At 61.9% G+C, this 15326-nt stretch carries 13 protein-coding genes; 7 read left to right on the top strand and 6 right to left on the bottom strand.

Annotation, left to right across the window (positions count from 1 at the left end):
- Positions 1–7 precede the first annotated feature (7 nt).
- From ACOOE2_RS04430 to ACOOE2_RS04415, 4 genes are read right to left on the bottom strand one after another with little or no spacing between them, the layout of a single operon-like run.
- Complete coding sequence (locus ACOOE2_RS04430; RefSeq protein ID WP_420381814.1) at positions 8–910, bottom strand: NAD(P)-dependent oxidoreductase; 903 nt, start codon at positions 908–910, stop codon at positions 8–10.
- Between the two features lie 24 nt (positions 911–934).
- Positions 935–2374: an aldehyde dehydrogenase family protein gene (locus ACOOE2_RS04425; RefSeq protein ID WP_420381813.1), complete on the bottom strand. Its 1440-nt coding sequence runs from the start codon at positions 2372–2374 to the stop codon at positions 935–937.
- Entirely contained in the window at positions 2371–3603 is a 1233-nt protein-coding gene (locus ACOOE2_RS04420; protein WP_420381812.1) for a CaiB/BaiF CoA transferase family protein, read from the bottom strand. The genes ACOOE2_RS04425 and ACOOE2_RS04420 overlap by 4 nt, the downstream gene beginning before the upstream one ends.
- Positions 3600–4406, bottom strand: a complete 807-nt coding sequence (locus ACOOE2_RS04415; protein ID WP_420381811.1) for a crotonase/enoyl-CoA hydratase family protein — start codon at positions 4404–4406, stop codon at positions 3600–3602. The genes ACOOE2_RS04420 and ACOOE2_RS04415 overlap by 4 nt, the downstream gene beginning before the upstream one ends.
- A gap of 111 nt (positions 4407–4517) precedes the next feature.
- Between ACOOE2_RS04415 and ACOOE2_RS04410 the strand changes: the two genes are divergently transcribed.
- From ACOOE2_RS04410 to ACOOE2_RS04380, 7 genes are all read left to right on the top strand, one after another.
- On the top strand, positions 4518–5417 hold the full coding sequence (locus ACOOE2_RS04410) for a LysR substrate-binding domain-containing protein (RefSeq protein WP_420381810.1): 900 nt from the start codon (positions 4518–4520) through the stop codon (positions 5415–5417).
- A gap of 74 nt (positions 5418–5491) precedes the next feature.
- Positions 5492–6637 (top strand): acyl-CoA dehydrogenase family protein, encoded by a 1146-nt coding sequence (locus ACOOE2_RS04405; RefSeq protein WP_420381809.1) that lies wholly within the window; start codon positions 5492–5494, stop codon positions 6635–6637.
- A gap of 17 nt (positions 6638–6654) precedes the next feature.
- Positions 6655–7620 carry an acyl-CoA dehydrogenase family protein gene (locus ACOOE2_RS04400; protein ID WP_420381808.1) on the top strand — a complete coding sequence of 322 codons (966 nt, stop codon included), beginning with the start codon at positions 6655–6657 and terminating at the stop codon, positions 7618–7620.
- A 45-nt stretch (positions 7621–7665) separates the two neighbouring features.
- Positions 7666–8538, top strand: coding sequence for a crotonase/enoyl-CoA hydratase family protein (locus tag ACOOE2_RS04395; protein WP_420381807.1), 873 nt, complete (start codon positions 7666–7668; stop codon positions 8536–8538).
- Between the two features lie 140 nt (positions 8539–8678).
- On the top strand, positions 8679–9641 hold the full coding sequence (locus tag ACOOE2_RS04390) for an aldo/keto reductase (RefSeq protein WP_420381806.1): 963 nt from the start codon (positions 8679–8681) through the stop codon (positions 9639–9641).
- A gap of 290 nt (positions 9642–9931) precedes the next feature.
- Positions 9932–10621, top strand: a complete 690-nt coding sequence (locus ACOOE2_RS04385) for a hypothetical protein (protein WP_420381805.1) — start codon at positions 9932–9934, stop codon at positions 10619–10621.
- Between the two features lie 37 nt (positions 10622–10658).
- The gene (locus ACOOE2_RS04380) at positions 10659–11051 is read left to right on the top strand and encodes a nuclear transport factor 2 family protein (protein WP_420381804.1); all 393 of its coding nucleotides are present in this window, start codon (positions 10659–10661) and stop codon (positions 11049–11051) included.
- Positions 11052–11094: 43 nt separating this feature from the next.
- Here ACOOE2_RS04380 and ACOOE2_RS04375 read toward each other — a convergent pair whose 3' ends face one another.
- Together ACOOE2_RS04375 and ACOOE2_RS04370 are read right to left on the bottom strand one after the other, a co-directional pair.
- A complete protein-coding gene (locus ACOOE2_RS04375) occupies positions 11095–12525 on the bottom strand; it encodes an NAD-dependent epimerase/dehydratase family protein (RefSeq protein ID WP_420381803.1) in 1431 nt (476 codons plus the stop codon).
- A gap of 75 nt (positions 12526–12600) precedes the next feature.
- Entirely contained in the window at positions 12601–15057 is a 2457-nt protein-coding gene (locus ACOOE2_RS04370) for a TonB-dependent receptor (RefSeq protein WP_420381802.1), read from the bottom strand.
- Between the last annotated feature and the right edge of the window lie 269 nt (positions 15058–15326).

Raw genomic sequence — 15326 nt, 5'->3', positions numbered from 1 at the left:
AAAAGGCTCAGTCGGTTTGCGGAGTGGGAATGCCGGCATTGCGGCATGCCCATTCCAGCATCGCGGAATAGTCCTTGGTTGCAAATTCCGGAACAGCGCGCGCGCCGCCGTAGACTGCGTGTGCCGCGGCGCCGACCGGCAGACCCATGCGGTATTCGGCGGCGGCGGTCATGGCCAGGGTCATATCCTTGAACGCCAGATCGATCGTGAACCCGGGCGTTGTATCGCCCTTGAGCACTTTGTTGACCATCAGCGTGTGCAACTGGCCGTTTTGCGCGGTGGTCGATCCGGTCACCTTGAGAATGGTGTCGATATCGAGCCCCAACCGCGTGCCCAGCGCGACCGCTTCGGCGCTGACTTCGGCAATCGTCAACAGCAGGAAATTGTTCACCAGCTTCATTCGGCTGCCCATGCCCTGCCCGCCGCACCGCAAGATATCCTTGCCCATCGCCTGCAACAGCGGCTCGACCCGGGCAAAGGTGGCATTGTCAGCGCCGACCATGAACAGCGATTCCCCGCGTTCGGCGTGGAGCACGAGCCGACCGATCGGGCTGTCGACAAATGCCACGCCTTTTGCCGCACAGGCTCGCGCGACACGGTCGGTGCCATTGGCATCGATCGTCGACATGTCCATCAACAGCGTACCTGGCGCCATCTGAGCCAGTGCACCGTCCGGACCTAGCACGACCGCCTCGACATGGGCTGTGGCTGGCAAGCAGGTGATGACCACATCGCAGTCGCGTGCCGCTTCCGCAATCGAGGCCGCCTTGCGCCCGCCGAGTTCGACAATGGTGTCGGCGCGCGACGGATCGAGGTCGCAAGCAATGACATCATACCCGTTTCGCACAAGGTGGCCGGCCAACGGCAGGCCCATCGCGCCAAGCCCGATATAGCCGATTGTGATGGTCATGGTCGTACTCTCCCGCGCAGGCGCTTATATCGCGCCGTGATTGATGTAGCTGGTCTTGCTTTCGGTGAAGAATTCCGCGGTGGCAGCGCCGGTTTCGCGCGGGCCATAGCCAGACGGCGACCGTCCGCCGAGCGGCACATGATATTCGAGGCCGGCGGTTGGCGCATTGATCATGACCATGCCTGCCAGCGATTCGCGGCGGAACCGTTCGGCATTGCGCAGGCTGCTTGTGGCAATCCCGGACGACAGCTTGTAGGCGCAGGCATTGGCGACCGCGATCGCCTCGTCGAGGTCATCGACCCGGATAACCGAGGCGATGGGGCCGAACGATTCGTGCTGGTTGCAGCGCCACGCGCCTTGCGTGCCGACCAGCAGCGTCGGCGCCATGAACAGCCCGCGCGTGCGGCACTCAACCGCGCCACCGCCCGCGACAAGCTCCGCGCCTTCGGCCTGCGCATCGAGCACGAATTTCAGATTTTCGTTGAATTGCTGTGTATTTGCAACGGGGCCGATCTGGGTCTGGGGATCAAGCGCATGGCCCACGCGATAGGCCTTTGCCACCCCCGCCATCCGCTCGACAAAGGCGTCATGGACACCGCGCGTCACGATCAACCGCTCGGTGCCGGTGCACCGCTGCCCGGTCTGGATCCACGCGCCGTTGCTGGCGATGTCGACCGCCAGATCGAGATCGGCGTCATCGAGGACGACCAGCGCATTCTTGCCGCCCAGTTCGAGCTGGCATTTGGTCATCGTTTCTGCGGCGCGCGCCAGCACCAGCCGGCCCGTCGCAGTCCCGCCGGTAAACGTCAGCGCGTCGGCTTCGTCGATCATGATATTGCCGGTGGCGCGCCCGTCGCCCATTACCAGATTGAACACGCCCGCCGGAAGGCCTGCGGCTTCGAGCACTTGCGCCAGCATGACCGCGCACCCGGGCACGAACGAACTCGGTTTGAGCACGACCGCGTTGCCATAAGCCAGTGCGCCGGCGACTTTCCACGACGGCAGCGCGATCGGAAAATTCCAGGGTGTGATGGCAGCGACCACGCCAACCGGCTCACGCGTGACCAGCACATTGAACCCGTCGCGCATCGAATGATAAAATTCGCCCTGCGCCCGCACCACGTCGCCGGCAGCATAGTGAAAACACTGTGCCGCGCGGATCGTTTCGCCGATACCTTCGGCGCGGGTCTTGCCCTCTTCGCGCGACAACAGCGTGCCGATCTCTTCGCTGCGCGCGAGCAGGATATCGCCGGCCTTTCGCAGGATGTCGGCGCGGACCTGCATGTTGCACGCGGCCCACCCCTTCTGGGCGGCGCGCGCAGCGGCCATGGCTTCGCGCACCTCGCTCTCGCCAAGTTTGGAGTAATGACCAACGGTTTCGTCAAGATCGGACGGATTGGCCGTCGTGAACGGCGTGATGCCGTCAATCCAGCGTCCGGCGATGAAATTCTGCCCTTGCATCATAGTGTCTCCGCAATCACGCCCGCGGCCAGCAGGCTTGCAATTTCGTTGTCAGCGAGCCCGAACTTGTCGATCAGAACTGCGCGAGTGTCCGCGCCCGCACGCGGCGGCGCCCGCCCGTATCTGGCGGGCGTGGCAGACAGCTTTGCCGGAAATCCAAGAACTTTTACCGGTGTCCCGTCGCTGCGATGCATGTCCTGCACCAGATCGCGGGCGGCGATCTGCGGCAGATCGAGTGCTTCGGGAATAGTGTTGATCCGGCCTCCGGGCAGGCCGGCGGCCTGCATTGCGGCGATCAGGTCGCCCGCCAACCAAGTGCCGATTGCCGCTTGCATCGCAGCAATCAGGTCATCGCGGTTGATGCTTCGTCCGGGGCTGTTCGCAAAGCGATCGTCGGTACCGAGCTGCGGCAGACCGATCAAAGCTACGAACTGGCGGAATTGCCGATCGTTACCCAATGCCACCAGCACATTGCCATCGGCGCAGGAAAAATCCTGATAAGGCACTGTGTTGGGATGCTGGTTGCCCAACCGGCGCGGGATCATCCCCCCGTTCATCCAGTTCGATGCTTGGTTGGACAGGAGCGCGACCTGGGTATCGAGCAGGGCAAGGTCGATATATTGACCTTCGCCGGTGGCGTGCCGGTGATTGAGCGCGGCCAGGATCGCCACAGCGGCATAAAGCCCGGTCTGGAGATCGGAAACCGGCAACCCGACCTTCATCGGCCCCGCGCCCGGCACACCATCGGGCAGGCCGGTCACGCTCATCAACCCGCTCATCCCCTGGACGAGAAAATCATAGCCGCCGGTCGAACGCATCGGCCCGGTCTGGCCAAATCCGGTGATCGAGCAATAAATGGAGTCAGCGCGAAGGGCCCTGACTGATTCATAGTCCAGGCCATAGCGTGCAAGGCTGCCCACCCGAAAATTTTCGACCACGATATCCGATTGTGCGGCGAGCCTGCGCACCAGTTCAGCCCCGGCAGGATCGGCAAGGTTGATCGCAACCGAGTGCTTGTTTCGATTGGCGCACAGATAATAAGCCGAATCGCCACTGCCATCCGGGACGAACGGAGGACCCCAGCGGCGCGTGTCATCTCCTTGCCCAGGTTGTTCGACCTTGATCACTTCGGCGCCGAGATCGCCCAGGATCTGCGTGCACCACGGCCCCGCAAGCACACGCGACAAGTCGAGCACGCGCAGGCCTGCCAACGCCCCTGCGGTCACGGTCATTGGTCGCCGAGCGCCGCAGGGCGCCGTTCGAGGAACGCGGCGACCGCTTCGTGATGGTCCGCTGTATGGTGCGCCAGCGCCTGATAGGCCGCCGACAATTCGAGCAGCGGCGCCAACTTCATGTCCTGCCCTTCGCGCAGCAAACGCTTGGCCATGCGCGTGGCGTGTCCGGGATTTGCAGCAATCGCGTGCGCCACTTCGAGCGCACGGTTCACCACCTGATCGGGCGCGACGACTTCGCTGACGAGCCCGTATTCCAACGCCTTGGCCGCATCGATGGTATCGCCGGTCAACGTCATCAGGCTGGCGCGCGCCATACCGATCACGCGGGGGAGCAACCACGCACCGCCGTCGCCCGGAACGATACCGAGCTTCACAAAGCTCTCTGCAAACAAGGCGCGGTCGGATGCGATCCGCACATCGCACATGCAGGCAAGATCGAGCCCCGCACCGATCGCCGGACCATTGACCGCAGCAACGACCGGGACCTCGAGTTCGTAAAGCGCGGCCGGGATGAGCTGGATGCCGGTGCGATAGGCGTTACGCAGCGCATAAGGCGCGCCGGCGAACATGCCGCTGCGATCGTGCATGTGTTTGACATTTCCGCCCGCACAAAACGCCTTGCCCGCACCTGTCAGCACGACTGCGCGCACTGTTGGGTCGCGCGTCATGGTGGCGCAGAATGCTGCAATCTCTTCGCTGTGCGCAGTTTCCGAAATCGCGTTGCGGCTATCGGGCCGGTTGAGCGTGACGATGACCACCGGGCCGTCGCGCTCGATCAGCAGAAAGGGGGTATCGTCCATCGCGCTGCTCTCCCAGCTTTATATCTCGCATCGGGCTAGAAAAATCGGACGTAATAGGCCAATATTGATTTACCTGATTTCGATATCGATTGACTATCAAGGATGCACGCCGTGGATTTGCGTCAACTCCGCTATTTTTCGGCGCTGGCCGATACGCTCAATTTTCATCGCGCAGCGGAACAGTTGCACATGTCCCAGCCACCGTTGACAGTCGCGATCCGCAAGCTCGAAGAGGACCTCGGCACCGCGCTGTTTGTGCGCGAACCACGCGGGGTACGCCTGACCGCCGCGGGCGAAGCCGCCCTGCCCTCGGCGCGCGCGGCACTTGCAGCCGCTGATGCCTTTCGCGATTCGGTTCGACAAGGCGCGGCCGGTCTGAGTGGGCGGTTGACCATCGGCTTTATCGGTTCGGCCATCGGGCAGTTGTTGCCGCGTATCATCAGTCCGTTTCGCGCTGCCTTTCCGCTTGTCGAACTGACGCTGGCCGAAATGAACAGCGTCCAGATCGTTGCGGCGATCGCTGCGCGGCGGCTTGACCTCGGCCTGGTCCGGCTGCCGCTGATGGATGGCTCGCTGGTCGAGATCGCGGTCATCGAGCGCGATGCACTTGCCGTCGCACTGCCCGCACAAGACCCCCTTGCCGGACATGCAACGCTGCCACTTTCGGCACTCTCAGGGCATCGTTTCATCATTTACAGCCCGGTCAGCGTGCTGAACGCCACAATCCGCCTCGCCTGTCAAAGCGCTGGCTTTACACCGCGTATCGCGCAAGAGGCCGTACAGGTGCAAACGATCCTGAGCCTTGTCGAGGCAGGACTTGGCGTCGCGCTGATCCCGGCACGCAGCGCACGCTTTGCAACCGAACACGTGCGGATCGTCGCGCTCGACCAACCGATACCGATCGAAATGGGCTTGGCTCACGCGGCCGATGCCGGACCACTGGTCCGCAATTTCGTGGCGGCGGCTCGCGCAGTTTACGATATCGATACACTATCGCAAACTGAGAAATGAATATTTGATTATACCCTCTGGCGAGGTCTACCTGCCACCAAAGCAAGATGATAACACGCTGAGGAGCCGGAATTGTGTTCGACACGCTGACACTGGCACACTTGCCGCAAGCGGACGAAGACTTGCGCCCCATCGTGCGCGACCTGGTCGCGCGCTGTTTCGCCGGCATCCCGGCCGATCGGCGGGCGCGGTCGTGGCAGGGGTTCGACCCCGGGTTTAGCCGCGCGCTGGGTGCCGCAGGGTTGCTCGGTCTTACACTGCCCAAGGCCTATGGCGGCCACGAGCGGGGCCCGTTTGCGCGGTTTGTGGTGGTGGAGGAACTGCTGAGTGCAGGCGCACCGGTCGCGGCGCACTGGATCGCCGACCGGCAAAGCGCACCCCTGATCCTGAGGTACGGCACCGAGGCGCAGCGGCAGTTTTATATTCCGCGGATCTGTCGCGGCGAATTGCTGTTCTGCATCGGCATGAGCGAGCCCGGGTCGGGGTCCGACCTTGCCAGCGTGCGCACGCGCGCCGATCGGACCGACGCGGGATGGGTGGTCAATGGTCAGAAAATCTGGACCACGAATTCGCTGCATTCGGACTACATGATCGCGCTGGTCCGAACCTCGGGCACGGTGGCCGATCGTCAGGCCGGGCTGTCGCAGATCATCATTGACCTGAAAGCACCGGGGGTGACGATCCGCCCGATCGTCGACCTGACCGGCGATGCGCATTTTGCCGAAGTGTTCTTCGACAATGTCGCCTTGCCCGCCGATGCGCTGATCGGCGGCGAAGGCGAAGGCTGGAAACAAGTCGCGGCTGAACTGGCGTTTGAGCGCTCGGGCCCCGAACGGATCTATTCAAGCGTGGTCCTGCTCGATGCGTGGGTCGGTCATCTCCAGGCGGCAAGGCGCCGCGATTGCGCAGCTTTGGTCGGACGCCTGACCGCCGAATTGGCGACATTGCGCGCGATGTCGATTGCCTGCACCGCGCGGCTGGCCGCGGGGGAAAGCCCGGTGGTCGAGGCCAGCATCGTCAAGGATCGCGGCACCGGCTTCGAACAGGAATTACCCTCGGTGATCGGCGACGATCTGGCTGCGCATCCCGACCAGCCGGTCAGTGCCGAACTTTACCGCACACTGCTGTATGTCACACACATTGCGCCCAGCTTTTCGCTGCGCGGCGGCACGCGCGAAATCCTGCGCGGCATTATCGCGCGTGGCATGGGCCTGCGTTAACACGAATGAGAGACGTCATGGACGCGATGGAACTGCTCGACCCGTTTGTTCGCATGCTCGACGATGTTGCGAGCTCTGACGCGATCCGCACACTAGAGTCTGGCAAAGACATCGGATCGGTTTGGCCAGGTATTGTGCAATCGGGCTATCTCGACGCGCTGGTCGACGAAGCCAGTGGCGGCGCCGGATTGTCGCTGGCCGAAATCGCGCCGCTGATCGGCGCGCTTGGCGCGCATGCCCTGCCTCTGCCAGTCGCCGACACCATGGTTGCGCGGGCGCTGCTGGCGCAGGCGGGCGTTTCGGCACCAGAGGGGCCGATCGTGCTGGCACCCGCGCTGGCGCAACCGCTGGTCGGCGTGCTGCTTGCCGATCATGCACTCGTCGATACCGGTGATGCGCTGATACTGTCGCCGATCGCCGCGCTCAACCCGCAAGTCACCGGAGTTCATGGCTCGCTGGCGGGGTGGCTGTCAGGTGATCCGCAAGGTCCCGTGCTGGAGCGTCCGGCAGGCGGATTACGACCAATTGCCGCAGTGCTGCGGGCCTTGCTGATGGCCGGCGCGGCGGAGCGGCTGACCGCCATGTCTGCAACATATGCCAACGACCGGGTACAGTTCGGCAAACCGATCGGGCGTCAACAGGCGCTGCAGCAGATGCTGGCGGTGATGGCGGAGGATATGGTGGCCTGCCGGATCGCCGCGCAATTGGGCGCATCGCACTGGCCGCTGGTGCCGGCCACCCTGGCAGCGACGGCGAAGATCACCACCTCTGCCGCCGCGATCCGGATCGCAGCCAGCGCGCATGCCGTGCATGGCGCGATCGGCATCAGCGCCGACCATGACTTGCAATTGCTGACCCGGCGCCTGCACGAATGGCGCCTTTCCGATGGATCGGAAGGGTATTGGTCCGCCGTGCTGGGCGAGGCACGGCTGAATGACCCGGCATCGACGGTGGATTGGGTCCGCACCGCGATCTTTGCCTGATGGTTGCAGGCTGCCGGGCCAGGATTGCCGGTCGGGGAGAACGAAATGACCTACGACACGTTGCGTTACGAAGTCGATGCGGACGGCATTCTAATGCTGACATTGGCCCGGCCAGACCAGATGAACGCGTTCACGGTCCGGATGTGCGAAGAGCTGATTCATGCCTATGGCCGCGCCAGCATCGACGACTCGGTACGCGCGGTCGTCGTTACCGGCGAGGGCCGCGCGTTTTGCGCTGGCATGGACCTGTCGCGGCCGGGCAATGTGTTTGGCCTGAATGAAAGTCTCGCCCCGACGCTGGCAGATATGCGCGAACAGCTCGATGATCCGGTGATCCACAACGGCGTGCGCGACACTGGCGGGCGGGTAGCGCTGGCGATGCTGGCCTGTCTGAAACCGATAATCGGCGCAATCAATGGCGCAGCAGTGGGTATCGGCTCGACGATGCTGTTGCCGATGGACTTTCGCTTCGCCTCGCAAAAGGCGCGCTTCGGCTTTGTGTTCGGCAAGCTGGGGATCACGCCCGAGGCCTGTTCGACATGGTTTCTGCCGCGCATTGTCGGCATGGAACAGGCGCTCGAATGGTTTTATCGCGCCGAGGTTTTCGATGCTGTCGAAGCTCTCGACAAGGGACTGGTGCGCAAAATCTGCGCGCCCGAAACCCTTGTCGAAGAGGCGTGCGCCTTTGCGCTTTCGCTGGTCAAGGATCGTTCCCCGGTCTCGATCGGACTGATCCGGCAGATGGTGTGGCGCAACAGCGCCTATGCCGCGCCGCTGGAAGCCCACCTGGTTGAATCGCTCGCGATGTTCTATTCCAGCACCGGCGACGGCAAGGAAGGCGTCCAGGCCTTTTGCGAAAAACGCAGGCCGCAGTTTGCCGGAGTGGCCAGCCAGATGCCGCCGTTCATGCCGTGGTAGGCTGTGACGAGCGCGAGGAGTGTCATCATCCTGCGGCGGATCGCATCCCGGCTTGCAGTCATGGCGGCATCATGAAGTAGGCACTCATAAATGGCGGGCAGGATGGTTGTCCGCCGGCGACACGTGAAGGATTTTTCTCAATGCTTTCAAATGTTAAACTCGGCCAAACCGATCTTTCGGTCAGTCCGTTGTGCTATGGCACCAACATGCTCGGCTGGCTGCTCGACCAAGGCAAATCGAATGCCATTCTTGACACATTTGCCGATCTTGGCGGCAATTTCATCGATACCGCGCGCTCGTATGGCGACTGGTCCTCCGAGGCTCCCGTCGGTGCCAGCGAACGCGCCGTGGGTGGCTGGCTCAAGACCCGGCAACGCAGCGATCTCGTCATCGCCACCAAGGGCGGCTTTTTCGACATGCGCGTGGGCGACTGGCGCAATCGCGTCACGCCCGAGGATGTGACCGCCGATCTGATGCAAAGCCTCGATCACCTTGGCATCGAGACGATCGACCTCTATTTTCTGCACGCCGACAATCCCGAAGCGCCGGTCGAACCGATCATCGACATGCTGATCGCGCATCGCGAAGCGGGGCGCATCCGCCATTTTGCGGCATCGAACTGGGCGGCCGCGCGCATCGCGGCCGCAAACGCCTATGCCGCCTCACTCGGCAAGCCAGGGTTTGTGGCCTCGGAAACGTTCTGGGGCCTGGCCGTACCCGAAGTCGCCGCTGCCGCTGCGCAAGGGTATCAGCACTATTACGAGGGCGAGTACGAAGCGTTGCACGCCACGGGCCTGCCGATCATCGCCTATGCGGCGCAATCGGGCGGCTATTTTACCAAGCGGGCCGCTGGCGCCGATCTTGGCGCGCTGGCCGAACGCTATGGCAATCCGGTCAACGATCGCCGGTTCGCCGTCGCGCAAGACCTCGCTGCTGCCCACGGCGTATCGATCAACGCGGTTGTGCTGGCCTATCTGCTCAGCCAGCCGTTGCAAACCATCGCGATCTTTGGCGGTTCCAGCCCGGAACAGGTGCGCGACAGTGTCGCCTCTGCCGCGCTTGTCCTGACCGGCGAGGAACTGGCGCGGTTGCGCAACGCCTGAACCGCGTCAATCGATGTCCGCGCGACGCAGGTCCAGCTTGCATCGCGCGGTCGATCTCGACACCTGCCCGATCCCCTGGCGGCATAAGACAGTGTGGGTATTTAATACGCATATCACTGACAACCGTCGAACATAAATCAGTAGTGCGTTAATTTTTAAAATTTATTTTGCGCGTATTATGCAACGTGATGCTTGCCAGACCTTTCTCGGTTGTGGAGCGCCGCTATGCTTGAACCGCAATAGTCGCTGCTCCGGGATCACCCGTTGCGTGTGTGAGAGGGTTTATAAACATGGCAACGCTGGCCCCCGATCGTCCGAGCCCGGTTTCCGATAGAAGTCTGTCGATGGGCCATGTGGCCTTGCACTATGCAACGTCCGAGGATGGTCCGCTGGCAGCGCGGCTGTTGCGGCTGATGGGCCTGGTCGAAACGCAAGTCCTGCCCCTGCCAAATGGCAATTTCTATCGGTTTGTCGCCAACAAGAGCCACTTTGCGCGCGGCGATGGCATTATCTTCCTGTCGTGCCTGCCCGAACCGCAAGCCCGCCTGATCGCCGCGATCCATAGCGCTTTGCACGTCGGCACCGATCACGAAAACGCTGCGGTCACGGACTATCGCGCCATGATGGCGCAGGATTTCGAGGCCAGCTTTCACTTCGGCTTTCTGGTCCCCTCGCTCGGCGAGATCGAGGCGCTCGTCGTGGCGCTGCGCGAACTCGAAGCCGATCACCCCGCGTTCATGGGGCGCCTCACTATCGGCATGAACCGTGCCCGCCGCGGCGATCCCGAAATCGATGCGCAGCTCGACGCTTCGCCGGTGTTCGGCAATGCCGAGCGCTATGCTTATGGCAGCGCGGGCGTACAGGTGTTTGTCGAAACCGATCTGGTCCGCAACGGTCCGCTTGGCGAGAGCATGGTTTTCGAATTCGATTACGTTTTTCCCGAGCGGGCGAGCCATATCCTTTCGGTGGTCGAGCTTTGAGCCCGCGTCAAAAGCTGCTGCCCGGACAGCCAAGCCGATGACGATCGCGCGCGCCGTGATGGATGCCGCAATGGATAACTATGTCGCGCGGATCAATAGCGGCGACGCCGAAGGCGTGCTGGCTCTGTTCGCACCCGAAGCCGTGATCGAAGATCCAATCGGCAGCGCGATCAAAACCGGTGACGAACTCGCAAGCTGGTTTGCCAACACCGTCGCCTATTCAACGCGCATCACACAGGTCGCGCCCCTGCGTGGCAGCCATGCCGACGAAGCCCTGCTGGTGTTCGATGTCGAATTCACCCCGCCAGGATCACCGCGCCTGCGTATCCGCAGTGCCGACGCCTTTCGCTTTCGCGCCGACGGACTGATCGTTTCGCTGCGGGCGTTCTGGGGCCCGGAGGACTTGCAGCCTGCCTTCCCCGCTGCGTAGATTCGGCGGCGTTGCCGGCTTACTCGATGGCAACCTTCGCAATTCAATCATTGTCGGGCCACACTTGCGCAAAGAACGGGTTCCGGCCCGCGTTGGCATCGTATGTGGCGTGATCGATCATGCAGGTCGGACACCAGTGTCCACCCTTGAGATAAAGCCGCGCCGTCATCGCAAAGTCATGGCCAAGCGCGCACCGAAACGGCGTCAGATCGTCGGGTTCGCGGGGTTCGCCAAGACATGATCCGCCTCTGAACGCGGCTGCCGAATTGAGATCGGCGGTAGTGCACGCTTCGATCGGCAAGGCGGCATCATACCCGTGGTCAAGCAGCGAAACGGTGCGAGAGGGCTGGCGGAACGTGAAATCCTGCCACTGCGTCGGCAATCGTTCCCACGCATCACGCGATCCGAAATAGGCGTTGATATGGTCGCGGTCGTCATTGGCGATCCAGTTCAGCGTACCGCCAGGGCCGCGTGCCAGCTTTTCCATCCGCTTGCGACCCGCGCCCGGGAAAAGTCGCGCCAACAGTTTGATGACGCCGGGCATGGACGCGGCGACCCCGCGTGCAAAATCATCCATCGTTTCGCGTCGGAACGGGACCATCGCTTCGAGCCGATCAGAATCCGCATACCATTGCCCATGAAAATTGCGTGTCGCCGACCAGTTCGGGCGATAGCTGGAAAATGGATCGGCGACACCGAGCGCCTCGCCGGTCAGGCGCGCGAATTCGTGGTTGACGAGGCGCATCGCCGCGCCTCCTCCGATGTTGTAGAAATCGCGCCAGAAGCCATCAGGGACGGCGTCTTCACAGGAATTGGCGGCAAGCCGGGCGGAGTCGCCCACCGTGACCCATTCAAACACGCCGTTGAACGGATTGTGAAAGATGATCGGGTCGAAAGTTTTCCACAAGGTCGGATACAAAATGCCGGTCTGGCGCAGCGAGACCCAGCGTCGTAGCCCCGATTGCGCGACGATAGCTTCGGCCTGGGTCTTGCTGATCGCATAATGGTCGTAGCGGCTGATCTTGATCGGGTCGCCCGTGCGCCCCCAGTGGACCGGCGCGTTGCGGTGCCCGGTCTGGGCCACAGTGCCGATGTAGACCAGTGCGGTGGCATCCGCCTGTCCGGCGGCTTTGATCGCCTCGACGATGTTGCGCGCACCGCCGACATTCACCTTCATGGTCAATTCGGGAAAGGGATCGGCCTGCGGCGAGACAAGCCCGCCGATGTGCAACACCTGATCGGCTCCGGTCACGCCGGCGAGCACGTCTTCATACCGGGTAAGATCGCCCCACACCCATTCCAGTCCCGCGGCGCCGCTATGACGCTTGACCACCGGATGGTTCTTCTCTTCGGGACGAACGAACGCCCGCACCCGAAAACGATCACTGCGCGTCAGCAGTTCGGCCAGCGTCGCGCAACCCATGTTGCCGGTCGCGCCAGTCAGAAGGATCGTTTTCTTTGTCGAACCGATCATCGCAAACATTCTGCCTGAAAAAGAGCCGCAGCGACAGATCGCTGCGGCTCGGTAGAGATCAACGCGTCGAAAGTATTACCATTTGAACTTCAGCGTGGCGCCGAATTCGCGCGGGTTCATCACGTTGACCGCGCGATAACCCGAATTGAAGGTTCCACCGAGCAGAGCGTTGACTGTGCCTTGCCCCAGAGTCGTATTGGTAATCCGCTGCTGGTTGAGCAGATTGCGCGCAAACACATCGAATTCCCAGCGGCTATCTTGTATCCGCACACCCGCAAACAGATTGAGCAGTTCGCGGTCCTGGTACTGATATTGCACACGCTCGGAATAGAACGACGGGCGATAGGTGAACAGGGCCCGCACGAACGGTGTATATGCCCCCATCGGGAAACGGATTTCGGTGTTTGCGGTCAAGCTGAAATCCGGCACTTCGGCCAGCGGTCCGTTCGAGCGGCAAAAGCTGACATTGCCCCCACCTGTCACGGCCGGCGCACCATTCTGGTTCGGTGTGCCGGTCCCGGCAAAATCGTTGCAGGGCAGCAACGCGTTCTTGTACCGCGCATGATTGTACGATGCACTGATGCCCGCGTCCCAGTTGCTGGTCACGCGATTATCGATGGCAGCTTCAATACCCTTGATACTGGCATTGCCGTTGTAATTGAACTGAAAGAAGCCGGTCGCCGGCTGGGCGGCGGGCGCATCATAATAGATATTGGGAAACAATGACAGATAGTTGCTTAGCGTCTGATAATACGTCGATATGCTGAAATTGATCCGGTGATCCACCGCCGAGCCCTTGAAGCCGACTTCGAACGAATCGGTCTGTTCGGGCTTGGTCTGAATCAGGTCGTTCGAAATGCCGGCCGGAACAGCCACTCCGGTGCTTCCGGAACGATAGGAATGACCATAGGCCGCATAGACATTGAGCGTTGGCATCAATGCATAGCTGATATCCGCGCCGCCGGTCAGCGGGTTGTGATCGTTCCTCTGCAATGCCGCCGGGATGATTTCATAGGGGCCCTGGGTCACCGCCCCCGACAGCGTCAGTTGGGTTGTCTGGACGATCCGCAACAGCGAATAGCGCAGGCCGCCTTCGATCGTCAGGCCGCCGGACTTGTACCGCACGTTGCCGTTGAACGACCACGTCTGCGTGTTCACGGGCACATTGACCAAGGTGGCGATGCCCAGCGTGTTGGACAATGTAAACGGCGTAAACCCCGCGAGCGGCACACCGATTGCGGCATAAGGCAGATTGACCGGCGTGCCGGGTGCGACTGGGTACCAGAATTGCGATGAATCCTGCGCAACCGTCGTGACGCCCGTTTGCTTCGTGTAGAAAGCGCCGAGGCCCCAGCCCAGGCCTTCGCGATTGTTCGAACTCAGACGCACTTCCGCGGTGTTGACGATATACGGCGTAATGACATTGGAATACTCGACATAGCCCGGCAGAGCATTCGTGTCATCGAGATCGCGGTTGATCGTCAGCTTCGAAAACTGGTGCGCACCGACGAATGACAAGGTTGCCGGACCCAGATCGGCTGCGACATTCAGATTGACGATATGCGTGTTGTTGACGTTGCGGAACTCGCCGTCAGCGACCGCTGCATAATCCGACGCCTTCAAAGGCGGCCCGGATCGGACCGTGGTATCCGGAGTAAAGGGATGCCCGCCATACGCCGCCGGCAAAAACGACACCGGCGTTCCGAATTCGGTTTCATACACGCCATAGGGATTGGCCCCGCTGCCGACGACCTGCTGAAACTGGACATTGTCGGCATAGAGATGCTGATAAGTCAGATAAGCCGTCACGGTGTCGGTGGGTTTCCAGCCGAGCGTCACCCGCTCACTCTCGGTGCGGCTTTGCGAGCGCTGCCCGTTGCGGTTGATATCCCGGACGTTGTTGTTGCGGTTTCCGTCGAGCAGACCTGCAAACCGGATGGCCAGCTTGTCGTTGATCGGTATCGAAACGCCGAGTTGGGCATTGTAACCGGCGCGGTCGGTGGCTGTCGCTTCGGCATAGCCTTCGATCTTGTCGAAGCTGGGACGGCGCGTCGTGATCGTAATCGAACCGGCGGGAGCCGAAAGGCCGCGCAACAGGCCCTGCGGTCCACGCAGCACTTCAATTTGCTGCACGTCATAGATCGCAGTGTACGCGGTCTGCGCGTCGGTCGGAATTTCGTTGAAATAGACCTGAACCGCAGGCGCAGTTCCCTGGTCGGGGTCGAATGTGACCCCGCGCAACGTGGTGGTGTTGTTGCGGCCCGTGGTGTTGGTCAGTTCAAGACCAGGAGCAAGCTGATCCACATCCTTGATGTCGAATATCTTGTATTTGTCGAGCTGTTCGCCCGTCGCGACGTTCACCGTCATCGCGACGTCCTGCAACCGTTTCGACTGGCGCGTGGCGGTGACAATGATCTCGTTGATGCTGACGGCAGGATCGACCTGCGTTGCGGTCGCGGGCGGCACATCACCGGCCGCAGGCACCGCGGCGCCGGTTGCACCGGGTGTTGCGGCATGGGTCAATGCAGGCATGGCAAGCGCGACAACACTGCAGCACAGCAACAGAGCCTGTCTGGAACAAACGGATTTCATTGTTTTCCTCCCCTTTTGATGAAATTGCCGCGTCGATTTTTCGACCTGCGGTCAGAGCAATTGGAGGAGTGGGCACCGGTTTTTCGCATCAACGACCGGGCACTGCAATCTGCACGCAGCGCGACCGTAAGCGGCCAGCGCGACGGCCAGCCGATCATGCGTCTACTCCCAACGACCACCCCTGTTATAGTTCGAGGTGTAAGTTAGTT

This window comes from Novosphingobium sp. (assembly GCF_965214355.1).
GTDB lineage: Bacteria > Pseudomonadota > Alphaproteobacteria > Sphingomonadales > Sphingomonadaceae > Novosphingobium.
The sequence above is the reverse complement of the archived record's forward strand: the minus strand, read 5'-3'. Positions and strand labels throughout refer to the sequence as shown.